General features: G+C 73.1%; 17 protein-coding genes. 9 read left to right on the forward strand and 8 right to left on the reverse strand.

Features of this window, described 5'->3' with window-relative positions:
* Nucleotides 1-145: 145 nt before the first annotated feature.
* From BM393_RS20040 to BM393_RS20050, 3 genes are all read right to left on the reverse strand, one after another.
* A complete protein-coding gene (locus BM393_RS20040) occupies nucleotides 146-739 on the reverse strand; it encodes a hypothetical protein (RefSeq protein ID WP_141225408.1) in 594 nt (197 codons plus the stop codon).
* A gap of 133 nt (nucleotides 740-872) precedes the next feature.
* Entirely contained in the window at nucleotides 873-1,748 is an 876-nt protein-coding gene (locus tag BM393_RS20045) for a carbon-nitrogen hydrolase family protein (RefSeq protein WP_091731025.1), read from the reverse strand.
* Nucleotides 1,745-5,938, reverse strand: a complete 4,194-nt coding sequence (locus BM393_RS20050) for a YhdP family protein (protein ID WP_175538428.1) — start codon at nucleotides 5,936-5,938, stop codon at nucleotides 1,745-1,747. Before BM393_RS20050 ends, BM393_RS20045 begins: the two co-directional genes overlap by 4 nt.
* A gap of 74 nt (nucleotides 5,939-6,012) precedes the next feature.
* On the opposite strand from BM393_RS20050, the gene glnE reads away from it, so the two are divergent.
* The 8 genes from glnE (at nucleotide 6,013) to BM393_RS20090 (ending at nucleotide 18,962) form a co-directional block, all read left to right on the forward strand.
* Nucleotides 6,013-8,784, forward strand: a complete 2,772-nt coding sequence (glnE, locus tag BM393_RS20055; RefSeq protein WP_091731034.1) for a bifunctional [glutamate--ammonia ligase]-adenylyl-L-tyrosine phosphorylase/[glutamate--ammonia-ligase] adenylyltransferase — start codon at nucleotides 6,013-6,015, stop codon at nucleotides 8,782-8,784.
* 21 nt (nucleotides 8,785-8,805) lie between these two features.
* Entirely contained in the window at nucleotides 8,806-9,408 is a 603-nt protein-coding gene (locus BM393_RS20060) for a rhomboid family intramembrane serine protease (RefSeq protein WP_091731037.1), read from the forward strand.
* A gap of 9 nt (nucleotides 9,409-9,417) precedes the next feature.
* A complete protein-coding gene (locus tag BM393_RS20065) occupies nucleotides 9,418-10,302 on the forward strand; it encodes a DMT family transporter (protein WP_091731040.1) in 885 nt (294 codons plus the stop codon).
* Nucleotides 10,303-10,478: 176 nt separating this feature from the next.
* Entirely contained in the window at nucleotides 10,479-15,605 is a 5,127-nt protein-coding gene (locus BM393_RS20070) for an ATP-binding sensor histidine kinase (RefSeq protein ID WP_091731044.1), read from the forward strand.
* 335 nt (nucleotides 15,606-15,940) lie between these two features.
* Entirely contained in the window at nucleotides 15,941-16,591 is a 651-nt protein-coding gene (locus BM393_RS20075; protein ID WP_175538429.1) for a DUF4148 domain-containing protein, read from the forward strand.
* Nucleotides 16,592-16,596: 5 nt separating this feature from the next.
* The gene (locus tag BM393_RS20080; RefSeq protein WP_091731053.1) at nucleotides 16,597-17,781 is read left to right on the forward strand and encodes a thioredoxin family protein; all 1,185 of its coding nucleotides are present in this window, start codon (nucleotides 16,597-16,599) and stop codon (nucleotides 17,779-17,781) included.
* A 96-nt stretch (nucleotides 17,782-17,877) separates the two neighbouring features.
* Nucleotides 17,878-18,564, forward strand: coding sequence for a response regulator transcription factor (locus BM393_RS20085; RefSeq protein WP_091731057.1), 687 nt, complete (start codon nucleotides 17,878-17,880; stop codon nucleotides 18,562-18,564).
* Nucleotides 18,564-18,962: a response regulator transcription factor gene (locus BM393_RS20090; protein WP_091731060.1), complete on the forward strand. Its 399-nt coding sequence runs from the start codon at nucleotides 18,564-18,566 to the stop codon at nucleotides 18,960-18,962. Before BM393_RS20085 ends, BM393_RS20090 begins: the two co-directional genes overlap by 1 nt.
* On the opposite strand, the gene BM393_RS20095 is transcribed toward BM393_RS20090, so the two are convergent.
* From BM393_RS20095 to BM393_RS20115, 5 genes are all read right to left on the reverse strand, one after another.
* The gene (locus tag BM393_RS20095) at nucleotides 18,892-20,379 is read right to left on the reverse strand and encodes a sodium:solute symporter (protein ID WP_091731065.1); all 1,488 of its coding nucleotides are present in this window, start codon (nucleotides 20,377-20,379) and stop codon (nucleotides 18,892-18,894) included. The two genes, BM393_RS20090 and BM393_RS20095, sit on opposite strands and share 71 nt — an antisense overlap.
* A complete protein-coding gene (locus BM393_RS20100) occupies nucleotides 20,376-20,717 on the reverse strand; it encodes a DUF3311 domain-containing protein (RefSeq protein ID WP_091731069.1) in 342 nt (113 codons plus the stop codon). The genes BM393_RS20095 and BM393_RS20100 overlap by 4 nt, the downstream gene beginning before the upstream one ends.
* Before the next feature lie 87 nt (nucleotides 20,718-20,804).
* Nucleotides 20,805-23,531: a molybdopterin cofactor-binding domain-containing protein gene (locus BM393_RS20105; protein WP_254783506.1), complete on the reverse strand. Its 2,727-nt coding sequence runs from the start codon at nucleotides 23,529-23,531 to the stop codon at nucleotides 20,805-20,807.
* Nucleotides 23,532-23,619: 88 nt separating this feature from the next.
* Nucleotides 23,620-24,477, reverse strand: coding sequence for a xanthine dehydrogenase family protein subunit M (locus BM393_RS20110; protein ID WP_091731078.1), 858 nt, complete (start codon nucleotides 24,475-24,477; stop codon nucleotides 23,620-23,622).
* Nucleotides 24,478-24,723: 246 nt separating this feature from the next.
* Entirely contained in the window at nucleotides 24,724-25,410 is a 687-nt protein-coding gene (locus tag BM393_RS20115; protein WP_091731082.1) for a TetR family transcriptional regulator, read from the reverse strand.
* A 230-nt stretch (nucleotides 25,411-25,640) separates the two neighbouring features.
* On the opposite strand from BM393_RS20115, the gene BM393_RS20120 reads away from it, so the two are divergent.
* Entirely contained in the window at nucleotides 25,641-26,480 is an 840-nt protein-coding gene (locus BM393_RS20120) for an alpha/beta fold hydrolase (protein ID WP_091731085.1), read from the forward strand.
* The last annotated feature ends 13 nt before the right edge of the window (nucleotides 26,481-26,493 follow it).

Raw genomic sequence — 26,493 nt, forward strand, 5'->3', positions numbered from 1 at the left:
TTTGCCGGCATGCGCCTTTTTGGGGCGGAAAGCCGTGATGCTTAGGGATAACCCGGCAGTTGGCAAGCAATCAATGCTTATATGCATATGCCGAGGTGGGAATTCCGCTGAATTCTTATATCGGGAAGGCGGGGTTTCCGGTTGCTCAGACGGGGAGCGAAAGGGACGCGAGGTCGCGGATCAGGTCTGCGATGTTGTTGCGCAGCGCGGCTTCGGTGGCGATGCGCAACTGCTCCGACGGATTCAGGCTGTCGTCGACGCCCGCCTTCTGCGTCGTGCGCAGCGTGCGCTGGTAGAGCACCTTGCCGCCGCCGGCGGCGCGCTCCGTCAGCGTGTAGCGGACCGAGATCGCCACCTCCGGCAGCACCGGCACGTTGGGCTGCGCCAGCGCCAGCACCTCGACCTGCAGCTGGTAGCGCCCGGTGTCCGGCACGTCGGGCATGAGGCCCAGGCGCCGCAGCGATTCCTGGTAGGTCTGGTTCAGCGTCATCGCGTTGATGCGGCTGCCCCACCAGCGCGAGGTCTCCTGGCCGCCGCTCACCGGCAGCAGGTCGATGTTGCGCCGCAACTGCGGGCTCAACCAGGAGCGCAGCTGCAGCGACTCCATGTCGGTCAGCGAGGACTCCAGCGGCCGCGCCGGCGTGCCGCAGCCCGCCAGCAGCGCGCAGGCCATGGCGGCCAGCAGCGCCGGCATGGAGCGAAGAGGACGGGCAGGGCGGCGGTCGATCATGCCGGGCATCTTGCCTCCAGGGAGCGGGCGCCGATCGCCCGATCTGAACCGGATTCCGGCGCCGGATCGCAGGACCGGATCGCAGGGCCGGAACGCGGACGCGCTCGCGGACCTGCTCACGGAACGCGGCCGCGGCCGCGTCTCAGAGCCGACGGTGCTGCAGCGCCGGCAACTGCTCGCGCACCTGTGCGATGCGCGCCGGATCGAGGCGGGCGATCGCCAGGCCCTCGCCCTCGGGCAGGCAGGCCAGCACTTCGCCCCAGGGATCGACGATGAGGCTGTGGCCCCAGGTGCGGCGCCCGTTCTCGTGCGTGCCCCCCTGGGCCGCGGCGATGACGTAGGCCTGGTTCTCGACCGCGCGGGCGCGCAGCAGCAGCTCCCAATGCGCCTGGCCGGTGGTGTACGTGAAGGCCGCCGGCACGCTGATGAGGTCCAGCGGCCGCGGGCCGCCGAAGCTCATCGCGCGGAAGAGCTCCGGGAAGCGCAGGTCGTAGCAGATGGACAGGCCCACGCGCAGCGTGGGGCCGTCGGCGATCGGCGCGTCGAAGCTCACCGGCGCCTCGCCGGCCTGGAGCACGCGGGCCTCGTCGTAGCGCTCGCGGCCGTTGTCGTAGCAGAAGAGGTGCAGCTTGTCGTAGCGCGCGGCCATCGTGCCGTCCGGCGCGAAGACGCAGGTGGTGTTGCGCACCCGCTCGGCGGGCAGGGCCGCGCCGTCGATCGCCATCGGCAAGGTGCCGCCGAGGATCCACACGCCATGCGCGCGCGCCGCCCGGCGCAGCGCGCCCTGGATCGGCGCGTCGACGTCCCCGGGCCGCTCGGCGTAGGGCAGCTTGTCGGTGTCCTTGTGGCCCATGAGGCAGAAGTACTCGGGCAGCGAGACCAGCCGCGCGCCCTGGCGCGCCGCCTCGCCGATCCAGTGGGCGGCGCGCTCGAGGTTCTCCTCCAGCCGCGGGCCGGAGACCATCTGGATCGCGGCGATCGTGACCGGCGGCGCCGCCTGCGGGGTCGAGGTGCTCATTGGACGGACTCTCCTTGCGCGGTGGTGGCGTTGTTGTAGCTGCCCTGCGGCTGCGCACGGCGCGGCAACTGCTCGATGCGCGGATCGGACCAGGTGCCGGTGACGCGGAACTCCTCGGAGTTGGCCGCCGCCAGCGGCTTGCGCAGCAGCCACTGGGCCAGGAAGGCGCCCAGGCCGATGGCCGGATTCACCGCCGCGTAGGCGAGCGCCGCGCCGCCGGCATTGATCTCGGGCAGCACCAGGACATGCAGGTCCTGCGTCTCGGCGGCCAGGTCGGCGCTGCCTTCCATCAGCACCGCCGCCTGCAGGCCCTTCATGCGCAGGTTGTCGCTGCGCGCGACGCCCTTGGCGATGCGGATGTCGCCGGTGACGTTGTCGAAGGCGAAACCTTCTGAGAAGACGTCGCGGAAGTCCAGCATCAGCCGCCGCGGGATGGATTGCAGGCTGAGCACGCCCAGCAGCCGGCCCACGCCGGGCTCGGCCTTGAGGAACTGCCCTGCTTCCATCGAGACGTTGAGCTGGCCGCTCATGCTGGCGTAATCCGGCGACAGCGGCGAGCCATTCCAGGCCACCTGACCGGTCAGCACACCCTTGCCGCCGCGCAGCACCTGGCCCTGGCCCAGGCGCTCCATCAGCTTGCCGCCATCGGCGACGTCGAGCTTCCAGTCGAGCTCGGTCCGGCGCGTCGGCAGGCCGGGCTCCGGCGCCCATTTGCCGGAGGCGCTCAGCGTCGCGTCGGCACTCTTGAGAACCAGGCGGTTGAGCTTCCAGTCGCGCGCGTCGCTCTGCTGCTGTGCGTCGATCTCGAGCCGGCCCAGGCGCTTGCCGCGCAGCTCGAAGTCCTCGACGACGATGTCCAGCGTCGGCACCGAGCGTGGCTGCTTGTCGAGCAGTTGCTCGACGCCGTCGACGTCGCTGCGCGGCACCGACAGCCGCGACAGCCGAGCGTAGACGCGGCCTGGGAGGTTGGGTTTGGCGGCGCGGACCTCGATCAGGCCGCTGAGCTGCTGCGCGTCCATCGATACCCGCCAGCCCGCGCCCGCGTCGTGCGAGACGCCGGCCGTGACGCCGTTGAGCGTGCGGCCCGACACCTGCAGCGTCTGCGCCTTGATCGTCAGCTGCGAGGGCGAGTAGCCGCCCTCCGGCGCGGCTTCGGCTTCGAAGCTGCCGGCGTCCTTGTCGCCGGTGAGGCCGGGCAGCGCGGTCTGCCAGGCGTCGGCATTGAACTGGTCGAAGCTGGCGCGCGCGATCACGCCCTGCGCGGGCAGCTCGGGCAGCTTCTCGCGCACCGCGATCGCACCGCGCAGCACCTTGGCCTCGTGCGTGACGTCGCGCTGGTAGAGCGCCTGGACCGGACCCGCCTCGACGCGCAATTCATCGCGCAAGGCCGCGCCGGCCGGCGCCAGCGCCTTGGTGGCGATGCGCATCGGCCAAGCCTCCTCGGCCGCCTTGTGCATCGGCGCCGGCAGGTTCACCGCGATGCCCTGCAACGGACTGGTCACCGCGATCTCGGTCTGCCCGTTCTTGAGCACGCCCAGCTCGAAGCGCACCGCGGCCTGGCCGGTCATCACCGACGCCGCTTGCTGCAGCCCCAGCTCCGGCGCATTGCGCAGCGCCTCGGCCGTGACCGTGCCTTGCGCGGCAAAGCGCATGGTGCCGTCGGGCAGGCTGCCGCCGTCGAAGCTGGCGTCGCCGCCCAGCACGCGCGCCTGGCCGCCGCGGATCTGCAGGCCCTTCTGGTCGAAGCTGACCTGCGCGCGGGCCTGGCCCAGCAGCGGCGTGTCGGGCCGAATGCGGACGTCGTTGCCGGTCAAGGTGACCAGGCCCTTGACCGTCGTGTCGTCGACATGCATCAGCGGCAGCCGCAGGTTGAGCTTCAGCGCCATCGGACCGGTCGCGGTGGTCGCGTCCAGCACGTGGCTGGTGAGCGCCGCCACCGGCGAGGCCTTCACGTAGCGCAGCGCGTCGGCGAGCGCCCCGCGCGCCTGGCCGTCGATCTCCAGCACCGGCGCGTGGTGGTACAGGTCGGCGATGGACCCTTGCACGTTGACCAGGTCCACGCCCATCAGCCGGGCCTTGGCGTTGCGGATGCTCATCGCGGCGCGGTCGAAGACCAGCTCGGCGTCGAGCTGCTCCATCGCCGGCCACGGCGACTGGAAGGCGGGCAGTTCGCCCTCGGCCGGATGGCTGGGCACGTAGGCCAACGTCAGGCCGCGGACCTGCCCCGACACCCGGAACTGCCCCTTGCTGCGCGGCGCGTCGAAGGGGAAGTCGATCAGGTCGCCCTGCAGGCGCACCTGGATGCGGTGCACCGTGCCGTCGCGGATGGCGTCGCGCACGTAGCGCCGCGCGTCGTGGCCCATCGAGGCCGGCAGATAGCGCAGCACGCGCGGGGCCCGGATCTCGTCGATGCGGCCGGTGAGGTCGAGGCGGCCGTGGTCATGCGGACGCTTGCCGTCACCGCTCTGCCAGCTGCCGTCGACTTCCGCGCGCAGGTCGTCGTTGCTGAAGTGCACGTCGCTGAACTGCACCGTCCAGCGCGTGGCGGGCTCGGCCGGCGCCGACGCGGCGGTGTCCACCGCCGAGGCCGCGGCCAGCGGACGTGTCACCGGGAGGGACAAGGGAGCGGGCGCCGGCGCGCGCTTGGCGCCACCGACCGCCACCGGACGCTGGGCGCGCCACTGCACGCTGGCCTGCGCCTGCTTGAGCGGGACCGTCGCTTCCTCGAAGACGCCGGGCAGCGTCACCTCGCCGTCGGCCACGGCCAGGGTCGCACTGCCGCCCTGGTCGGTGGCTTCGAACTGCAGGTCGGCGCCGCGCACGCCGGGCCTTCCAGTCGGCGGCGAGGAGGCCGGATCCGAGGGCGGCTCCGGCGTCGCGGCCGCCAGCTGCAAGCCCTGCAGCCGGCCCTTGGCGCGATAGCCGCGCGGCGCGTCGAGCGGGCCGTCCCAATGCAGCTGCAGCGCATTGAGCAGGCCGCCCGGTTTCATGTCGGCGATCAGCTGGCGCTGGGCCTCGGCGAGCGGCAGGCGGGCCAGGATCTGCGCCCCCAGCGCCAGGTCCAGCTGCTGCGCCTGGAAGTCGCCGCCGGTGATGGTGCCGGTCCGGGCGTCGCGCTTGACCTCGAGCGCCCAGTCCGAGCGCGGCCAGTCCAGCCCGTCCCCCGCCTGGAAGCCCAGCTGCTTCGCTTCCAGCGAGAGCGATTGCGGCGTCTGCTTCAGCACCAGCCGGCCGCCGATCCGCGCCAGCGCCAGCTCGGGCAGGCCGGGCGCGACGCGCAGCTTCACCGCGCGCAGGCCCATGTCCAGCGTCAGGCTGCGCGGCTCGCCGCGGTCCACGTCCAGCCAGGCGCGCAGCGCGCCGTCGCCCTCGTTGAGTTCGAAGGGCAGGTCCACGTAGCGGCGCAGCTCGCTGACATCGGTGCGCGGCAGGTGGGCGAAGAGCTGGCCGCTCCAGCGCTGCACCGCGCCGGGCCGGTCCAGCAGCGACTGGGTGAACTCGCCGCGCAGCGTGAAGCGCTCGCCCCAGCCGGCCGGCGGCGTGGCGTCCAGCCGCAGCCGGTGGCGGCGCAGGCCGTTGCGCAGCACCAGGTTGAGGTCGAAGAGCTCCAGCGGTGGCGCGGCGCGCAGGTCGTCGACCCAGCGGATGCGGCCATGGAGGATGACGAACTCGTGCTGCTCGAAGAACCAGTCGGTGGCCGCTTCGGAGGCCTGTGTGTCCGAGGGGCCGTCGACGCTGAGGCCGGCCACGAAGACCCGGCCCTGTGCGTCGCGGCGCAGCAGCAGCTCGGGGCTGTCCAGCAGCAGTTGGGAGAAGCGCAATTCGAAGGCCAGCAGCGAGCGCGGCGACAGCGCGGCGCTGACGCGAGGCAGGTGCAGCGCTTCGCGGCCGGAGGCCTCGACGATGCGCACGTCGCGCAGGTCCAGCGTGGGGATCCAGCCCGACGATCGCGCGCTGATGGCGCCGATCTTCACGGGTACCCCCAATGCCTGGGTGGCTTGCTTTTCGAGCTGGGGCCGCCAGTCGTCGATGTGCGGCAGAATCGCCCAGTGCAATGCCAGCCAGGCCGCGATCAGCAGGGAGAACAGGCCCAGCGAAGCCAGACCGAGCCAGAGGGCGCAGCGTGCCCACCAGCGTCGCTTCGCGACCGCGGAACCGGAGTCAGAACTGGTGACGGCGGACGAAGACATGTAAGAGGGGACGGCGGTCGCCGAATCTAGCACAGCCATTTCCGGCCATGAGCCAGCGAGAGCTTTCTTTACCGATGGATTCAGTTGCCCCGGCAACCGCCGATCCGGCAGGCGTTTCGACGCCGGCCGCGAGCGCGGACCACAGCCGATTCGTTCAGCGCATCCGCCGCCGTTACGCGGCCGAATTGCCCCTGCTGCCGCCCGGCCTGCCGGATGACGCGGTCATGCGCGCCGTCGTCGACCGCCTGTGCGAAGGCGGTCGTGCGCTGCCCGCCGCGCTGCGCGTGATGCGCCAGCTGGTGATGGAACGGCTGGCGGTGCTCGACGTCGAGCAGGGCGCGCCGATGACCGACGTCACGCAGGCGATGACCCATCTGGCCGAGGTGGCGCTGGACATCGGCGTCGCGCACTGCCGCGCGGAACTCGACGCGCTGTACGGCCCGCCGCGCGACGCGGTCGGCCAGGACATCGACTTCTGGGTCGTGGGCATGGGCAAGCTCGGCGGGCGGGAGCTGAATGTCTCGTCCGACATCGACCTGATCTACGTCTACGAGGACGACGGCCAGACCGAGGGCCCGGACGGCGGCGCGGGCCGCCAGCGGATCTCGGCGCACGAATATTTCGCGCAGCTCTCGCGCCGGCTGTCGACGCTGATCGGCGACGTGACCGAGGACGGCCAGGTCTTCCGCGTCGACCTGGCGCTGCGCCCCAACGGCAACTCCGGTCCGCCCGCGGTGAGCATGGCGATGCTGGAGGAGTACTTCCTCGTCCAGGGCCGCGAGTGGGAGCGCTTCGCCTGGCTGAAGAGCCGCGTCGTCGCGCCGCGCGCCAGCGTCAAGAGCGGTCGCGCGATGCAGTTGCGCAGCCTGGTCACGCCCTTCGTCTATCGGCGCTACCTGGACTACGGCGTCTTCGAGGGCCTGCGGCAACTGCACCGCAAGATCCGCGACGAGGCCCAGCGCCGCGCCGCCGGCCGGCCCGAGCGCGCCAACGACGTGAAGCTCTCGCGTGGCGGCATCCGCGAGATCGAGTTCATCGTCCAGCTGCTGCAGGTGGTGCGCGGCGGACAGTTCCCGGAGATCCGCACCCGCTCGACGCTGAAGGCGCTGACGCGCCTGGCGGCGCGCGGCCTGATGAAGCCCGAGACCGCCACCGCGCTGGCCAAGGGCTACGACTTCCTGCGTCGCGTCGAGCACCGCATCCAGTACCTGGACGACCAGCAGACCCACTGCCTGCCGGCCTCGGACGAGGACATCGGCTGGATCGCGCGCAGCCTCTGCCTGAGCTGCAACAGCCACGCCTGCCCGCTGCTGGACCGGCTGATGGAGGTGCGCGAGCTGGTGGCGACCGAGTTCGACGCCTTGTTGCACGACGGCGTCGCGCCGGGCAAGGGCAACTGCAAGAACGGCATGTGCGGCGGCCCGCCGCTGCCGATCGACAGCGAGGAGTTCCTCGACAAGCTGCAGCCCGAGCTGGCCGCCAACGTGCGGCGCTGGGCCCAGCAGGCGCGGGTGCAGAACCTGCGCGAGGACTCCCGGCTGCGGCTGGCCAAGCTGGTCGGGCGCGCGGCGCTGGCGGTGCGCCAGGGCGAATGCACGCTGGACGCGGCGCAGCGCTTCGTCGACTGGATCGAGCCGCTGCTGCGCCGCGAGAGCTACCTGGCGCTGCTGGTCGAGCGGCCGGCGGTGCAGGGCCGGCTGCTGCGGCTGCTGGGCCTGGCGCGCTGGCCGATGCGCTACCTGATGCAGCATCCCGGCGTCATCGACGAACTGGCCGATGCACGGCTGCTGCACGAGCGCTTCGATGGCGCGGCCTTCATCCAGGACCTGCAGGCGCGCCATGACGCCTGGGCCGAGCATGGCGAGGCCAGCGAGGACGCGCTGCTGGACAGCGTGCGCCGCGCGCATCACGCCGAGGTCTTCCGCACGCTGGTGCGCGACGTGGAAGGGCAGATCAGCGTCGAGCAGGTGGCGGACGAGCTGTCGCTGCTCGCCGACGCGACGGTGCAATGCGTGCTGGACTGGGCCTGGGACCGGCTCAAGCAGAAGCACCGGCCCTCGCCGCGGCTGGCGGTGATCGCCTACGGCAAGCTCGGCGGCAAGGAACTGGGCTACGGCAGCGACCTGGACCTGGTCTTCCTCTTCGACGACGAGGACGACAACGCCGCCGAGATCTACGGCGCCTTCATCCGCAAGCTGATCACCTGGCTGACGATCCGCACCGCCGCGGGCGAGCTCTTCGACATCGACACCGCGCTGCGCCCCAACGGCAACTCGGGGCTGCTGGTGACCTCGATCACCTCGTTCGAGAACTACCAGGGCGGCCGCGGCAGCAACACCGCGTGGACCTGGGAGCACCAGGCGATCACGCGGGCGCGCTTCTGCGCCGGCGACGCATCGCTGGCCGAGCGCTTCGAGGCCACCCGCCGCGCGGTGCTGACCGCGCCGCGCGATCCGGCGGCGCTGCGCGACGAGGTCGTCGCGATGCGCGAGAAGCTGCGCGCCGCGCGCTCGGTGCGGACCGGCTTCTTCGACGTGAAGCACAGCCCGGGTGGCATGGTGGACGCCGAATTCGCGCTGCAGTACCTGATCCTGGCGCACTCGGCGCGACACCCCGAGCTGCTGGCCAACGCCGGCAACATCGCGCTGCTGCAGCGTGCCGAGTCCGCCGGGCTGCTGCCCGCCAACGTCGGCCGCGACGCCGCCGATGCCTATCGCGAGCTGCGCCGCGTGCAGCACCGGGCGCGGCTCAACGAGCAGTCCACCGCACTCGATGGCGAAGCCGCCGAGGCGCTCGCGCCGCAGCGCGACGCGGTGCTGACGCTCTGGCGGGCCGTCTTCGGCTGACGCGTCGCGGACGAGGCCCCGATGCCGGGACGCGCTTGGCTGCTGGTGGCGATGGCGCTCGCGATCGGCTCGCTGGTCGCCTGGGTCCAGCCCGCGCCGGTGCAGGCCGCGCTCGAGTGGCGGCCCGGGTTCGTGGCCAGCGAGCCGTGGCGCGCGGTCAGCGCCGCGTGGCTGCATTGGAGTCCCCAGCACCTGATCGCCAACCTGGCCGGCTGTGCCGTCGTGGGCCTGCTGGGCGTCGCCGCGCGCCTGGGACCGTGGGACGCGGTCGCCTGGTTGCTGGCCTGGCCGCTGACGCAGGTCGGGCTGCTGATCGAACCGTCGCTCGAGCGCTTCGGCGGCGCCTCGGGCGTGCTGCATGCGGGCGTCGCCGTCGCCGCGATCGGGATGATGCGAATGCGCGCCTCGCATGGGCGCGAGCGCGTCATCGGCCTGCTGATCGGGCTGGGACTGATCGCGAAGGTCGCGGCGGAGCGCCCCTTGGCCGGCCCGCCGCTGCGGCATTGGGACGGCTGGAACATCGCGATCGCGCCGCTGTCCCATTTCACCGGCCTGGTCGGGGGCACTGCGGCGGCGCTGCTGTGTGCGTTGGCCGCGCGGGCCTGGACACGCCGCCGGGCATGATCCGGCGCCATGGAACGCAAACAGCGACTCGACGGCGCGGCGGTGGCCATCCTGCTGGGATGCTGCGTGCTGTGGGGCCTGAACCAGGTCGCGGCCAAGGCCGCGCTGGCGGAGATGGGCCCGCTGTGGCAGGCCGCGCTGCGCTCGGGCCTGGCCGGCCTGCTGGTGTGGGGCTTCGCCGCGGCGCGCGGCATCGCGCTGTTCCGCCCTGATGGCAGCCTGCCCGGCGGCCTGCTCGCCGGCCTGCTGTTCGCGGCCGAATTCGCCTGCATCTTCGTCGGGCTGCAGTACACGACAGCGTCGCGGATGGTGGTGTTCCTCTATCTGTCGCCCTTCGTCGTCGCGCTGGGCATGCCGCTGATCTCGCCCGCCGAGCGATTGACGATGCGCCAGACGGTGGGCTTGCTGATCGCCTTCGGCGCGGTGGCGTTCGCGTTCGGCGAGGGCCTGCAGGGCACCGGGCAGGCGATGCAATGGCTCGGCGACGCGCTGGGCGTGCTGGCCGCGCTGCTGTGGGGCGGCACGACGCTGGCGATCCGTGCGACGCGGCTGTCGTCGGCGAGCGCCGAGAAGACGCTGCTGTACCAGCTCGGCGTGTCGGCGCTGGCCCTGGCGGCGGGCGCGCTCGCCACCGGCGAGGTCCTGCCGCTGGCCTGGTCCTGGCGACTGGTCGGGCTCTTCGGCTTCCAGGCGGTGATCGTCTCCTTCGCCAGCTACCTGCTGTGGTTCTGGCTGATCCGCCATTACCCGGCGACCCGGCTGTCCAGCTTCACGCTGAGCACGCCGCTGTTCGGGCTGCTCGCGGGCGCGCTGCTGCTCGGCGAGCCGATCACGCCGCGGCTGATGCTCGCGCTGGCCGGGCTCGCGGCCGGCATCGTGATGGTCAATCGCTGAGCGCCGGCTTCAACGCCCGCGCCGTGCGCCGTCACGGCGCACTCCCTCCGCCAACCCCCGATAAACCCTCGGACTAACTCTTTCGAGGGAGTTGTCGCGCGGGTGTCGCCTTGCGGTCGTCGAGGTCGGCCCATATCATCGAATTTCATGTAGTGTTCCCTACATTGAAGCCAGCGATGAACGACCTTGCCCGCCTTCCCTTCCTCGAGTTGACCCCGCGCGGGACTCGCCTGCACCGGGCCAGTCCGCAGCGCGGTCCGTCCGTCCTCGTGGCCGGACGCGGCCATCAGGCGCCGGCCGCGCTGGCGCTGCTGCAGCGTGAATACGCGCTGCGCGGCGCGCTCCGGCCGGACTGGGCCGCGGTGCCGCAGGCGCTGCAGCCCAGTGGCGAGGGCGTCGTGCTGCTGCTCCAGGACCCGGGCGGCCGGCTGCTCGGCGAGACGGCCCGGCCGCCGATGGCGCCGGCGGCCTTCCTGCGCCTGGCGCGGGCCATCGTGTCCGCGGTGGCCGGCATGCACGCCGCCGGCATCGTCCATCGCGCGCTCGGCCCGGATTGCATCCTGGTCGACGAGGCCGCCGGCAGGGCGACGCTGACCGGCTTCGGCTTCGCGCTGCGCCAGGGCGAGCCCCAGGCCCGCGGCGAGGAAGCGCTGGCCTGGGACGATGCCCGCTTCGACTACATGGCGCCGGAGCTGGGCGGGCGGATGAATGTCGAGGTCGACGCGCGCGCCGATCTCTACGCCCTGGGCTGCCTGTTCCACGAACTGCTGACCGGCGCGCCGCCCTTCGATGGCGACAACGCCGCCGCCCGCATCCACGCCCATGCGACCCGCCTGCCGTCGCCGGTGCACGCGCTGCGGCCGGAGGTCCCGGCGCAGCTCTCGCGCCTGGTGCTGCGCCTGCTGCAGAAGTCGCCGGACCGCCGCTATGCCGACGCCGGCGCGCTGCTGGCCGACCTGCGCAGCTGCGACGAACTGCTGCGCCGCCACGGCACCATCCCCGACTTCGTGCTCGATGCCGGCGCCGCGCTGGCCGGCGCGCACGAACCCGGCCCGGTGGTCGGCCGCGACGACGAGCTCGCCCAGCTCGCCGCGCTCTATCGCGCGGTGGCCGAGGGCGAAGGTGCCCGCACCGCCTGGGTCTGGGGCGGACCGGGCATCGGCAAGTCGGCGCTGCTGCGCGAAGCGGTCGCGCGGATGCGGCAGCCCGTCGCGCCGCTGGTGGCCGCCGGCAAGTGCGACGCCGCGCGCAGCGGCGTGCCCTTCGACGCGCTGGCGCGGGCGCTGGAGCCGCTGCTGCAGGGCGTGCTGGGCAGCGCCGAGGCCGACTTCGAGACCTGGCGGGACCGGCTGCGCCGCGCCGCGCAGCCGGTCGGCGCGACGCTCGCCGGCTGGGTGCCGGGCCTGGCCGCCGTGCTCGGTCCGCAGGACGGGCCGGCCGCGCCGGTGCCGGGCGACGCGGCGCTGGTCTTCGAGCGCGAGATCGTCCTGCGCGCCATGGCCCGGCTGTTCGCCGCCTTCGCGCGGCCGGAGCGTCCGCTGGTGCTGCTGATCGACGACCTGCAGTGGGCGGATGTCGACACGCTCAAGGTGCTGGAGCGCCTGCTGATCGACCACGCCGATGCGCCGCTGCTGCTGGCGGGCTCCATGCGGTCGGGCGAGACGCACGCGCCGCATCCGCTGCGCGCGGCGCCGCTGTTCAGCCGCGCTGGCGCCTGCCACCTGGCGCTGCGGCCGCTGGACGACGACGCCGTGCGGGCCCTGGTCGCGCAGGTGCTGCACCAGGACGTCTCGGCGCTGGGGCCGCTGCTGGACCTGGTCCAGCACCTGACCGGCCACAACCCCTTCTTCATCCGCCGTCTGCTGGGTCGCCTGGTCGCGAAGGGCCAGCTCGCCTACGACCCCGCGACCACGCGCTGGGCCTGGCATGCCGAGCGCACCGCGGCCAGCCCGGTCATCCACGACGTCGGCGAGCTGCTGGCGCGCGAGCTCGACGAGCTGCCCGACGCCGCGCTCGCCCTGCTGCGCGCGATGGCGAGCCTGGGCGACCGCGCGGCGCCGGCGCTGCTCGCGGTGGCCGTCGACAGCACCGAGGGCCCGCTCGCGGCCGCGATGGCGCCCGCGCTGCAGGCGGGTTTTGTCGTGCTCGACCGCGGCGACTGGACCTTCACCCATGACCATGTCCGCGAGGCGGTCCTCGGCGCGATCGCGCCGGCCGAGCGGGCCGCGCTGCACCTGGCGATCACGCGCCGGCTGCGCGCCGCCAACGACGAACGCATCCCCGCCTTCCTGATCGCCACGCAGGCCAACCTCGCGCGGCCGGCGGTGGTGCATCCGATCGAGCATCGCGCCTTCGCGCTGATCAACCTGGAAGCGGGCAAGCGCGCGAAGGCGGCCACCGCGCATCACGCGGCGCTGGATTTCTTCGGCTGGACGCTGACCTGGCTGGGCGACGAGCAGACCAGTCCCGAGGCGCTGGAGGCCAGCCTGCTCTGCGGCGAGGCCGAGTTCATGACCGGTGCGCTCGAGGCCGCCGAGATGCGCCTGGCGGCGCTGCAGGGCCTGGCCGGCGACGGACTGTTCAGCGCCGAGGTGGCCCGGCTGCGGGTGGCCCTGTACACGACGCTGGGCCGCTACGACCTGGCGCTGGACATCGGCCTGGCCTTCCTGGCCAGCGCGGCGGGCATCGTGCTGCCGCGCCATCCGACGCCGGCGCAGGTCGACGCGGAATACGCGCCGCTGCGCGCCTGGTTCGATGAACACGGCGTCGACGCGCTGCGCGACTGGCCGGTCGATCCGGACCCGCGCCGCCGGGCGCTGGTCAACGTCTTCGCCGACCTGGTCCCGCCGGCGATGTATTCGGACCAGCAGCTGGTCGACCTGATGCTGCTGCGCGTGGTCCGGTTGGCGATCGCGCATGGCCATTGCGACGCCTCCGCCAACGCCTACGTCTGCCTGATCCAGGTGCTCGGCGCGCGTTATGGCGATTTCGCCAGCTCGCGCGCCTTCGGCGAGCTGGCGCTGCACCTCGTCGGCGAGCGCGGCCTGCGCCGCTACCAGGCGCGCGTGCTGCACACCTATGCGACCTTCGTCGTGCCCTGGACCCAGCCGGCGCGCGGCGCGCGCGAGGTCTTCGGCCGCGCCTTCGAGATCGCCACCCGCGAGGGCGACCACACCTTCGCGCTGTACTGCGGCCGCAACCAGGCCACCGGCATGCTTTTCGCGGGCGAGTTCCTCGAGGACGTGCGCCAGACCGTCGAGGCCGCGCTGGCGCGGGCCAAGGACGCCAACTTCCGGCTGGTCGTCGACGCGGTGCTGGCGCAGCGCACGCTGCTGAGCGTGCTGCAGGACGGCGAGCCGCGCGGCGAGCGCATGGCCGAGCCGGTCGAGGGCGCGCCGGTGACGCTGGTGGACCTGGCCTACTGGACCTACCGGCTGCAGGCGGGGCTGCTCTTCGGCGACCTGGCCGAGGCGCTCGAGTCGCGCCGGCGCGCGCAGGCCTGCGTCGCCGTCGCCCGCAACTTCGCCGAATGCGGCGACCTGGCCTTCTACGGCGCGCTCGCGCTGCTGCAGCTGCGTGAGCGCGACCAGGCGCAGGAGGCGGCGCTGCGCCATCACCTCGCGTCGCTGGACGGCTGGGCCGCGGAATGTCCGGAGAACTTCGGCGCGCGCCGCGCGCTGGTGCTGGCCGAGCAGGCGCGCGCGCTGGGCCATCTGGCCGAGGCGGCGGACCTGTTCTCCACCGCGGTGACGCAGGCGCGGCGCCACGGCTTCACCCAGGTCGAGGCGCTGGCGGCGGAGCTGGCCGCGGCTTTCCACGCCGGCCTCGGTCGCGAGATCGAGCGCCGCGCCTACCTGCGCCATGCCCTGGCCGCCTGGCAGCGCTGGGGCGCGGCGGCCAAGGCGCGTCAGCTGCAACAGCGCCATCCGGAGCTGCAGGAGGCCGACGCGCCGGGGCCGACCAGCCGCCTGCACGAGCTCGATGTCCAGGCGGTGCTGCGCATCACCCATGCGCTGGCCAGCGACATCGTGCCCGAGCGCATCGTCGAAACGACCATGCGCACCGCGCTCGAATCGGCGGGCGCCGACTACGGCGCGCTCGCGTTGTGGCGCGACGGCGAGTGGACGGTGCGGGCCAGCGCGCGCATGGTCGCGGGGCAGATCGCGGTGACGCAGACGCCGGCGGCCTTCAGCGCCGAGCAGCTGCCGGTGACCATCGCCCATGCGGTCGCGCGCACGCAGCATGCGACCCAGTACGACGACGCGCGCGAGGCCCTGGCGCTGGCGCAGGACGACTACGTGAAGCGCGCGCGGCCGCGCTCGCTGCTGTGCGTGCCGATGATGCGCTACGCGCGCCTGATCGGCGTGCTGTACCTGGAGAACAGCCTGGCGCCGCGGGTGTTCACGCCGGCCAAGGCGGAGCTGCTGGAGGTGATCGCCTCGCAGGCGGCCTTCTCGCTCGAGAACACGCGGCTGTACGAGGAGCTCGTCGACCAGAACCGCCAGCGCGCCGAGGCCGAGGAGCGGCTGCGCGCGGCGCTGGCCGAGCTCGGCCGCGCGAGCCGGCTCAAGGCGATGGGCGAGCTGGTGGCCTCCATCGTCCACGAGATCGGCCAGCCGCTGAGCGCCATCGACACCTCGGCCAGCGCCGCCTCGCGCTGGCTGGAGCGCGACGAGCCCGACATCGGCGAGGCGCTGGCGATGGTCTCCCATGTCCGGCTCAGCGCCAAGCGCGCCAAGAGCATCATCCAGGGCCTGCGCGCGATGGCGCGCAAGGCCGAGCCGCAGTTCGCCGACATCGACCTGTGCGACGCACTGCGCGAGTGCGTGTCGCTGGTGGCCGGCTCGATGGCGGAGCTCGGGGTGACGCTCTCGGTGCTCGGCCCGGCGCAGCCCTGCCGCGTGCGCGGCGACCGGGTGCAGCTGCAGCAGGTCGCCATCAACCTGCTGATGAACGGCGCGGAGGCGATGGCCGACGTGCCCGAGGGACAGCGTCGCCTGACGATGCGCTGGGGCGCGGCGCTGCCGGACCTGATCCGCGTCGAGATCGAGGATCGCGGCACCGGCATCCCGCCCGATGCGGCGGCGCAGCTGACCGAGCCCTTCTTCACGACCAAGTCCCACGGCATGGGCATGGGGCTGGCGATCTGCAAGTCCATCGTCGACGCCCATGCCGGCACGCTGGCCTTCGAGCCGGGCCGCGAGGGCGGCACGCTGGTCACCTTGCAGCTGCCGAGTGCCGGCGCACGGAGCATGCCGACGGCGCCGCATCCCGCCGGCGTCGCGGCGATGGCGGACGCCTGACCGTGGCCTCGGCTCGCGTCGATGGGCGGGGCGGTCGGATCCGCGCTTGCGCGGCCGGCCAGGCGCGGCGCCGGGAAATCCTGTGCCAAGGGATGAGGCGCGTGGACCGCGGGTCTCGGACGCGTCGCCCTGGGAAGGGGAGGGGTGAAACCCAGGTATGGGGAGGACCGCCGCTCGGTCGGATAGGCCTGCGGGCCGCGCTCTGGTCCGATCGATCCCATCGCGGAGACGGTGTCCCCGGACCCGGCGCACCGCGATCCGCCGTCCCGTCGGCGGTCCGCCGCACAGGGTGGCGGGCCCGTGCCGCCGGGCAACCCCGATCCAAGGAGTTCCAGATGAATCCGTCCCCAATGACTTTCCGTCCGCGCTTCCAGCCGCAACGCCTGGTGCTGGCCCTCACCTTCGGCGGCGCCTTGCTGGCCGGTCTGATGTCGGTCGCCTTCGCCGGCGAACCCGCCGCCGCCGCGCCGGTGACCCGCGCGCAGGTGGAGCAGGACCTGGCCGCCTACCAGCAGTCCGGCCTGGCCGCGCTGGAGCGCGACGACTCGCAGTCGCAGGTCGGCACCGCGGCCTGGCGGGAGGCGCGCCGGCGCTACCTGGCGCTGCGCGGCCTGCCGGTGTCCCGCATGCAGGCGCTGAGCCGCGCCGATGTCCTCAAGGACCTGAAGGCCTACCGTGACTCCGGCCTGGCCGACGCGGAGCGCCGCGACGGTGAGGAGTCCAACACCTCCGCCGCGCTGCTGGCCGCGCGGGAGCGCTACGACGAGCTGACGATGATGGACATGATGGAGCGCCCGCTCAGTCGCGCCGAGGTGCTGGCCGACCTGCAGGTCTACCGCGAATCCGGCCTGGCCGCGTTCGATCGCAGCGAGGGCGAGCCGTCCGCCAACACCGCCGCCTACGCCGCCGCCCGCGCGCGCTACGAGGCGCTCAAGCGCGATGGCCGCTACCAGACGCTGGTGACGGCGCTGAGCCGCCAGGGCTGACGGCCATGGAGACGCTGGCCCTGATCGCCGTCGGCGCCTGCGCGCTGGCGCTCGGACTCGCGGCCGGCGCCTGCGCCGTCGCGCCGCCGCGGCGCCTGTTCGCGGCGGTCGCGATGGCCGCCGGCCTGTCGACCGGCGTGCCCGCCGTCGCACAAGGCCGCCCGGTCGCGGCGCCGCCCGTCGAGGGCGTCGCGCCCGGCTTCGCCGGCGCCACCGGCTGGCTCAACTCGCCGCCGCTGGCGCTCGAGGCGCTGCGCGGCAAGGTCGTTGTCGTCAGCTTCTGGACCTACTCCTGCATCAACTGTCTGCGCACGCTGCCCCACGTCCGCGCCTGGGCGCAGCGCTACGCCGGGCAGGGGCTGGTGGTGGTCGGCGTGCACTCGCCGGAATTCGCCTTCGAGAAGGACCCGGCCAACGTGACGCGCGCGGCCAAGGACCTGAAGCTCGACTACCCGATCGCGCTGGACGACGGCTACCGGATCTGGCGCGCGTACCGCAACCGCTTCTGGCCGGCGATCTACCTGGTCGACGCGCAGGGGCGACTGCGCCATCACCAGTTCGGCGAGGACGGCGCGGACGCCACCGAGCAGGTGATCCAGGCGCTGTTGCGCGAGGCCATGCCGTCGGGCACCGCCCCGTCGGCCGCGCGCGCCGGCACCGACCTGAGCGGCGTGGGCATGCCGGCGGACCTCGACAACCTGCGCTCGCCGGAAAGCTACCTCGGGTATGCGCAGGCCAACGCGATGGCCTCGCCGGAGCCGCTGCTGCGCGACCAGCCGCGGCGCTACTCGGCGGGGCGCCTGGGCCTGAACGAATGGGCGCTGTCGGGGATCTGGACCGTGGGGCCGGAGTTCGCGCAGCTGGGCGGCATGACGACCGGGACCGATGCGAGCGGCCCTGCCGGCGTGGGCGGCCCGGGCGGTGCCGGCGCGATCGCGATCCGCTTCCATGCGCGGGACCTGCATCTGGTGATGGCCGGGCCACCCGACGGCGCGCGTTTCGTGCTGACGATCGACGGCCAGCCGCCCGGCGAGGAACACGGCCTGGACGTGGATGCGCAGGGTCGCGGGCGCGTGAACGCCAGCCGGCTCTACCAGCTGGTGCGCCAGCGCGGCGCGGTGCGCGACCGGCGCCTCGAGATCCGTTTCCTGGACCCCGGCGTGCGCGCCTATGCCTTCACCTTCGGCTGAGCGCCCGCTCATACATGCGTATAGGGACGCCCTCGCGGGCGTCCCTGGCGCCTTTGCTTCTGCTACCTTGCGCGCCTGCGCATCGAGGTGTCCGTCATGCAGTCCCTGATCCCATCGTCCCTCCGACCCGGCCCTCCCGCCGTGGCGACCGCGGACGCGGCCGCCCGCCGCACCGTCTACATCGTCGACGACGAGGACCTGATCCGCGGCTCGCTCGCCAGCCTGCTGCGCTCGATGGGCCTGGAGGTGCGCGACTTCCCGACCACCGCCGCCTTCCTCGCCGCGCCCAAGGGCACCGGGCCCGGCTGCCTGGTGCTGGACGTGCGCCTGCGCGGCGAGAGCGGCCTGGCCTTCCAGCAGTCGATGGCGAGTCGCGGGCTCGGGCCGATGCCGGTGATCTTCATGACCGGCCACGGCGACGTGTCGATGACGGTGCGGGCGATGAAGGCGGGCGCGCGCGACTTCCTCGAGAAGCCGTTCCGCGACCAGGACATGATCGATGCGGTGGTCGCGGCGCTGGACTCGGATGCGCGCCGGCTGGCGGTGGAGCGCGCGCTCGACGACGTGCGCGGCTGCTGGGCCTCGCTCACGCCGCGCGAGCGCGAGGTGCTGGGGCATGTCGCCTCGGGGCGCATGAACAAGCAGATCGCCGGCGAGATGGGCATCGCCGAGATCACCGCCAAGATCCACCGCGGGCAGGCGATGCGCAAGATGCGTTCGCGCTCGGTGGCGGAGCTGGTGCGCAAGATGCAGGCCATCGGCGTGATCCGCGAGGCCGCCTGATGCCTGGCATCGGCCACCCGTCGGCGCCGCCGCGCGCGCTCGTGGCCATCGTCGACGACGATCCCTTCGTCCGCGCCGCCACCAGCAGCCTGGTGCGCGCGGTTGGCTGGGAGGCGCGCAGCTACGCGTCGGCGATCGAGTTCCTGGAGGACGAGGTGGCGCCGCGGGTCGGCTGCCTGGTCTGCGACATCCACATGACCCGCCTGGACGGCATCGGGCTGCTGGCGCGGCTGCAGCGCGACGGCCTGGCCGTGCCCACCGTGTTCATCACCGCGCTGACCTCGCCGTCGGTGCGCGAGCGCGCGATGGGGCAGGGCGCGCTGTGCGTCATCGAGAAACCGGTCGACGCAGGGGAACTCGAGGACTGGGTGCGCCGCGCGCTGGCGCCAGCCGGCTGACGCCCAGCATCACCACCAGGTTGAGCGCGAGCCCGACGATGCCGATGTTGAGGTCATGCACCCAGCCGGGCGCGGCGGGCAGCAGCGTGCGCGTGGTCGCGCCGGTGACGACGGTGAAGGCGACGAATCCGACGCCGACCAGCAGGCCCGCGATCGCGCCGTGCCGGCTGGCGAGTCGCGGCGCCACCAGCGCCGCCAGCAGCGCGGGCGCCAGCTGCGTGACGATGCCGAAGCCCATCAGCAGCAGCGCGACGATGCTGGCGCCGCCGCCCAGCGTCAGCAGCACCGCGACCAGCGTCAGCAGCGGCGCCGCCAGCCGCGAGACCACGGCCAGGCGCGCATCGTCGCTGCGCGGGAACAGCGGCCGGTAGAGGTTGCGCGCCAGCAGCGTCGAGGCCGAGATCAGCATGATCGAGCCCGGCACCAGCGCGGTGAGCATGCCGGCCGCGCCGATCACGCCGACGAACCAGGGGTCGAAGGTCTTCAGCGACAGCTTCAGCAGCGCCAGGTCGATCTGGCCGCCGCTCAGGCCCGGCACCTCCAGCACCGCCGCGAAGCCGGCGAACATCGAGAACAGCATGACCAGCGCGTACAGCGGCATGACGACCGCGTTCTTGCGGAAGCTGCGCTCGGACTTCGCGGTGAACACGGCGCTGAACGCATGCGGCCAGAGGTACATGCCCAGCGCCGACAGCGCCACCGTCGAGCTGAACCACACGGCGTTGCGGCCCTCGGCGGGCAGCGCGAGGAAGCCGGGCCGCGCGGCCTCGATGCGCTCGAACATCGGGCCGAGGCCGCCATGGTGGTGGTACGGCAGGTAGAGCCCCAGGAACACGCAGACCAGCAGCACCAGCACGTCCTTCACCACCGCGGTCAGGGCCGAGCCGTGGATGCCCGACAGCATCACGTAGACCGTCATGACGCTGGCGCCGATCCAGACCGCGGTCGCCGGCGACGGCGTGCCGTAGGAGGTCAGCTCGACGATCAGGCCCAGGCCCTTCATCTGCACCACCAGGTAGGGCACCAGCGCCAGCAGCGCGACCACGGCGACCAGCAGGCCCAGCGCCGGGCTGTCGTAGAGCCGCGCGAAGACCTCGGGCTGCGTCATCGCGCCATGCCGCCTGGCGAAGCGCCAGATCGGCGGCAGCAGCCAGTACGACATCACGAAGGCCAGGCAGGTGTAGACCAGGATGTAGAGCGCCGCGCCGCCGTGGCCGTAGGCGTAGCCGCTGGCGCCCAGGAAGGTGAAGGTGGTGTAGAGCTCGCCGGCCATCAGCACGAACACGAGCAGCGCGGAGAAGCCGCGCCCGCCGACGCTCCACTGGGCCAGGTCCATCGTGACGCCGCGTCGCGCCCGCAGGCCGGTCCAGAGCGCGAAGGCCAGCGCCAGCAGCAGGATGACGGTGGCCGCGTTCATGCGTCGGTCCTGGCGTGGGCGCTGGCGCTGCCATTGCCGCTGCGGTGCCCGCTGATGTGCTCGCTGATATTCCTGCTGATGTTCCCGCTGACGTCGTCGCCGAGGTCGGGCGCCGCTTCCGCGTCGCCGCGGTTGGCGGGGTCGAGGCGGTAGATCGCCGCCATCACCAGCGCGGTCAGCAGCATGCCGGCGATGGTCCAGGCCATGAAGAACGGCAGTCCCAGCACGAAGGGCTGGACGCGGTTGGCGACGGTCACGCCGGCCAGCGCGTGCAGCACCGGCAGCAGGGCCAGCCAACGGTGGCGCCGCGACGGCGACTCGAGGTGGGTGTCGGACATCACCGGGTCATTCCTTCCGGGAGGCGGGCATCGCCACCGGCGCCCGCGAGGCGCGGCGGATCGACGGAGATCGAAGCATCCAGCGCATCACCGGGCACCGGGAGCGAGCGGCAAGCCGCGGCCGGCGGCGGCCAGCGCGCGCAGCACGACGTCCGGCGTGGCCGGCGCCTCGCGCACCCGCGCGCCGGTGGCGTGGTGGATCGCGTTCAGGATCGCGGCGGCCGTCGGCACCAGCGCCGGCTCGCCGATGCCCTTGGCGCCGTAGGGCCCGATCGGCGTCGGGGCCTCGACGAACAGCACCTCGACCTCGGGCACGTCATGCACCGTCGGGATCAGGTAGTCATGCAGGTTGTTGTTGCGGCCGGGCAGGTACTGCTCCATCAGCGCCAGGCCGACGCCCTGCGCCACCGCGCCCTCGATCTGGCCCTCAAGCAGCGTCGGGTTGACGCGCCGGCCGACGTCGTGCGCCGCGACCACCCGTCGCACCCGCACGCGTCCGGTCTCGAGGTCGACCTCCACCTCCGCCATCTGCGCGCCGAAGGCGTAGGTCGCATAGGGGCGGCCCTGGCCGGCGGCGTCCAGCGAGCGCGTCGGCGGATCGAAGCGCTCCTCGGCGCACAGCGCGTAGCCATGGGCATCCAGCGGCAGCTCGCGCAGCGGCAGGCGCGCGTCGCCCGCGCCGACCCAGCCCTCGCCGAAGTGGACTGGCGCGTCCTCGGCGGCGTTCAGCAGCGCGCGGATGCGTCGCCGCAGCGCGGTGCCGGCCAGGAAGGCTGCCCGTCCGGTCACGAAGGTCTGGCGAGAGGCCGAGGTGCGTCCGCAGTCGGGCGTCAGGTGGGTGTCGGGCCCGACGATGTGGAGCCGGCCCACCGGCACGCCGAGCGCGTCGGCCGCGATCTGCGGGATCACCGTGTTCGAGCCCTGGCCGGCGTCGACGGCGCCCTGATGCAGCACCAGCGTGCCGTCGGGCCGCACGCCGATGCGCACCGTCGACGGATTGGGCGTACCGGTGTTGCCGCAGCCGTAGAAGAACGCGGCCAGTCCGACGCCGTGACGCCGCTGCGGCGGCGCCTTGGCATTGCGCGCGGCGATCCGCGCGAGCGCCTCGGTCCAGCGCGGTCGCAGCGCATCGAGGCACTCGACCAGGCCGACGCTGTCGTCCAGCAGCTGACCGGTCGGCAGCGTGTCGCCGGGCCGCAGCGCGTTGAGCGCGCGGAATTCGAGCGGATCCCAGCCGGCCTTCAGCGCCAGTTCGTCGATCAGCTGTTCCTGCGACATCGTCGTCTGCGGCACACCGAAACCCCGGAAGGCACCGGCCGGCGTGACATGCGTGTGGATGGCGCGCGCGCGGGCCGCGTAATGCGGCAGGCGGTAGGGACCGCCCGCATGCACCGGCACGCGGTTGGCGACGGCCGTGCCCCAGGAGGCGAAGGCGCCGGTGTTGTAGTCGCCCTCGAATTCGACGGCCCGCAGCCGGCCATCGCTGCCGGCCGCCATCGTCGAGACGATGCGGGCGGGATGGCGCTTGGTCGACGAGGCCATCGACTCCTCGCGGCTGAACACGATCGCGACCGGCCGGTCCAGGTGCCAGGCGGCGACCGCGAGCAGCGGCTGCACCGTCATGTCCAGCTTGCCGCCGAAGCCGCCGCCCACGGCGGTCGGCACGACGCGCACGCGCGGCTCCGGCACGCCCAGCACGCGGGCCAGGTCCTCGCGGTGCGGGTGCGGCGCCTGCGTCGGCGAATGCAGTTCGATCGTGTCGCCGACGCGGCGCGCCCAGCCGGCCTCGGGCTCGAGGTAGGCGTGTTCGACGAAGCTCGATGCGAAGCGGCCGGTGACCACGTGCGCGGCCTCGCGCAGCGCGGCGGCGGCGTCGCCGCGCAGCACGCGGCCCTCGACCAGCAGGTTGCCGGCGCGGTTCGCATGCAGCAGCGGGGCGTCGGGGCGGGCGGCCTCGTCGACGGTGAAGACGGCGGGCAGCGGCTCCCACTCGACCGGGAAGCCGGCGAGGTCCAGCGCCGCGACGGCCGCGCGCTCGCCGACGACCAGCGCGATCGCTTCGAGGTGGTGGCGTGCCTCGCTGGCGGGCAGCACCGGCTGGTCGGCATACGCCGGCGCGATGCCATGCAGGTTGCGGCCCGGCACGTCGGCATGCGTCAGCACGCGATGCAGGCCGGGGTGGGCGCGCAAGTAGGCGTCGAGGTCGCCGAGCACGAAACGCGCGCGCGGAAAGGGGCATCGCACCGCGCGCAGGTAGAGGCTGTCGGCGGGAATGCCGTCGGCGCCGAAGCATTGGCTGCCGTCGACCTTCTCGGGCCCGTCCAGGCGCGTCAGCGGACGGCCGACCGCCGCGCCCTCGCCGGCACCGGGCGGTGGCGTGAGCGGGCGCGGTGCCGCGCCGGTGCCGACCTCGGTCACCGCGTCGACGATCTTGCGATAGCCGGTGCAGCGGCACAGCACGCCGTCGATCGCGGCGCAGGCGCCGGCGCGGTCGCGCACCTCGCCGGCGTCGATCGCCGCCGAGGCCGCCATCAGCATCCCGGGAATGCAGAAGCCGCATTGCACCGCCTGGTGCGCCAGCAAGGCCTGCTGCAGGCGCGCGCCGCAGGGGCTCGCCGTGGCGAGGCCCTCGACCGTGGTCACGCGGCGGCCGTCGAGCTGCGCGACCGGCGTCACGCAGGCGTAGCGCGGCTCGCCGTCGACGACGATCGTGCAGCTGCCGCAGTCGCCCTGGCCGCAGCCGACCTTGGTCCCGCGCAGCCGCAGGTCCTCGCGCAGGAAGTCGACCGCGGTGCGCGACAGATCGGTCGGCAAGCGGTGTGGGTGGCCGTTGATCTCGACACAGCCCGGCGCCGTCGCGCTCAAGCTCGGACTCGGACTCGCCGCACGCGGGCAGGTCGGATCACGCGGGGGCGCCATCGATGGCCTCCTGCAGGCAGCGCGCGCAGGCGCGTTCGACGGCGACGCGCGCCAGGTGACGGCGCAGGCTCGCGGAACCCCGCACGTCGTCGATCGGCGCGAGCTCGGGCAGCCGGCTCTCGCGGATCAGCGACGACAGGGACTCGGGCCGGGCGCCTTCCAGGCCTTCCTCGAGCGCGCGCAGGCGGACCGGCACCTCGGACGCCGCGCCGACCGCCACGGCAGCCTGCGCCACGACGCCGCGCCCGGACCAGCGCAGGCGGACCGCGGCCGAGACCACCGCCAGCGCGGTGCCATCGCGGTTGGCGCATTTCAGGAAGGCGGTGCGGCCGGTGGTCGCGGCGGCGGGAAGAAGGATGGCGGTGAGCAGCTCGTCGGCGGCGAGCGCGGTGCGGCGGCGGCCGAGCAGGAATTCATCGAGCCGCAGGCGGCGCACGCCGCGCAGGCTGGTCAGTTCGACGCAGGCGTCCAGCGTCAGCAGCGGCGGCACGCCATCCGCCGCCGGCGCCGCGTGGCAGAGGTTGCCGCCCAGGCTGCCCGCGACGCGGATCTGGCGCGAGCCCACCTGGTGCGCCGCTTCGCGCAGCGAGGCCGGCAGCAGCGCGCAGTGCTCGATCGCGTCCCAGCTCGTGGCGGCGCCGATGCGCAGCTCGCCGTCGCGCGGCGCGATGCCGTGCAGCGCGTCCAGGCGGCTGATGTCGATCCACCCGCTCGCGGGCGGCCGCGCGCCGGGATCGGCGTACGCATCGGTGCCGCCGCACAGGACGCGGCGCGGCGAGGGCAGCGGCTCGGCCAGCGCGGCGAGCGCGTCCTCCAGCGAGGTGGGACGGAAGTAGGTCATCGGGGCAGTCGGCGGGGGCCCGTCCTGGCACGCGCGGCGCTCGCGCGCAGGGGGCACGGGCCACGTGCCGGACCGGATGAATTCATCCTACAAGTCGCGATGCGCCTCGCGAACGCCCGCCGGCATCGATGTCCACCGCAGCGGCGACGCCCTACCTCGAACGGGGTACCCGATCCGGGAAAGCGCGATCCCCGTGCGCACCGATGGAGCGCTGCGCTGAACGCGCGGCGCGATCGCGCCGTCGGTTCAGGCCGAGAGCGGAAGCGGCGCCGCATCGGCGCGCACGACGCGCAGCACGCTGTCGGTGACGAAGCGCTCCCAGGCGGCGACGGCCTCGGGCGTCTCCAGCGATTCGCCCAGGAAGGCGGACAGCGTGTGGCGGTTGGAGGTGAAGAAATAGGCCGTCGAGACGATCAGCAGGTAGACGTCGCGCGGGCGCAGGTCGGCGCGGAACAGGCCTTGCGCGGCGCCGGCATCGAGGATGTCGCGGATCAGGTCGACCGCGGTGGACGAGTACTCCACCGCCTTCTCCGACTTGGCCACATGCTTGCCCTTGTGCAGGTTCTCGGTGTTGAGCAGCGTGACGAACTCGGGGTGGCGGCGGTAGTAGTCGATCTTGAAGCGGATCACCGTCTTCAGCGCCGCGACCGGGTCGGCGGTGTCCGGCGCGCAGGTGGCCTCGGCGCGGTCCATGCGGTCGTAGATGCCCTCGAGCACCGCGATGAACAGGCCCTCCTTGCTGCCGAAGTAGTAATAGATCATCCGGTCGTGCGTCTTGGCCGAGCTGGAGATCTTCTCGATGCTGCCGCCGTCGTAGCCATAGCGCGCGAACACCTTGGTCGCCGCCTTGAGGATGCTGTCGCGGGTGGCCTGCGCGGCGGCCTCGCGCACGCCGGTGCCGCGCACCGCCTGGGTCTGCTTCTTCTGAGCCATGAATGTCCTGAATGCAATTTCATGTAGCGGGCACTACATGAATCGCCTCATGATACGCAGGGCGGCGACCAGCGGCAACCGGGTTGTCCACGGTCCGCGGACCATACACAGGTAGGGGGCGGCGCGCCCGCAGGTTCAATTTGCCGCGCAGGGCGGCGCTGCTCTGATGGCGGACAGCGGCGGGACAGGGGTTCCGCCGACCTCCACCCGATCCTGCAGAGGCAGCCACCATGTCTTCATCTTCGTCCCGTTCCCTCCGCTCCTGCGCTTCGGCCGCGCTGGGCGCCTTCGCCGCGCTGGGCGTCACGGTCGCGCTGACGGCCGCCGGCCCCGCGCTCGCCAAGGACGCAGCGCCCGCCGGCGCCAAGCCCACCATCGTGCTGGTCCACGGCGCCTTCGCCGACGCCTCCAGCTGGAACGGCGTGGCCGGCGAGCTGCGCGGCAAGGGCTATCCCGTCGTCGCGGTCGCCAATCCGCTGCGCAGCGTCTCCGGCGACGCGCGCTACACCGCCAGCCTGCTCGACAAGATCGCCGGGCCGGTGGTGCTGGTCGGGCACTCCTACGGGGGCTCGGTGATCAGCAATGCCGCCACCGGCAACGCCCGGGTGAAGGCGCTGGTGTATGTGTCGGCCTTCGCGCCCGAGCAGGGCGAATCGGTGGTCGAGCTGGCCGGCAAGTTCCCCGGCAGCACGCTGGGCGAGGCGCTGGCCGCGCCGGTGCCGCTGCCCGAGGGCGGCGTGGACCTGTACATCGACCAGGACAAGTTCCGCAACCAGTTCGCCGCCGACGTGAAGCCCGATGCCGCGCGCCTGATGGCCGTCGGCCAGCGCCCGGTGGCCGAGGCGGCGCTCAAGGAACCCAGCCAGGGCACCGCGTGGAAGGACCACCCGGTGTATTTCGTCTACGGTGCCGCGGACAAGAACATCCCGCCCGCCGCGATGGCCTGGATGGCCGAGCGCGCGCATGCGCGCCGCACCGTCGTGATCCCCAACGCGTCGCACGTGCCGATGGTCAGCCATGCCCACGAGGTCGCCGCGCTGATCGAAACCGCCGCGAAGTCCGCCGACTGAACCGGCCACAGGA

Origin of the sequence: Mitsuaria sp. PDC51 (assembly GCF_900113225.1) — a bacterium.
GTDB lineage: Bacteria > Pseudomonadota > Gammaproteobacteria > Burkholderiales > Burkholderiaceae_C > Roseateles.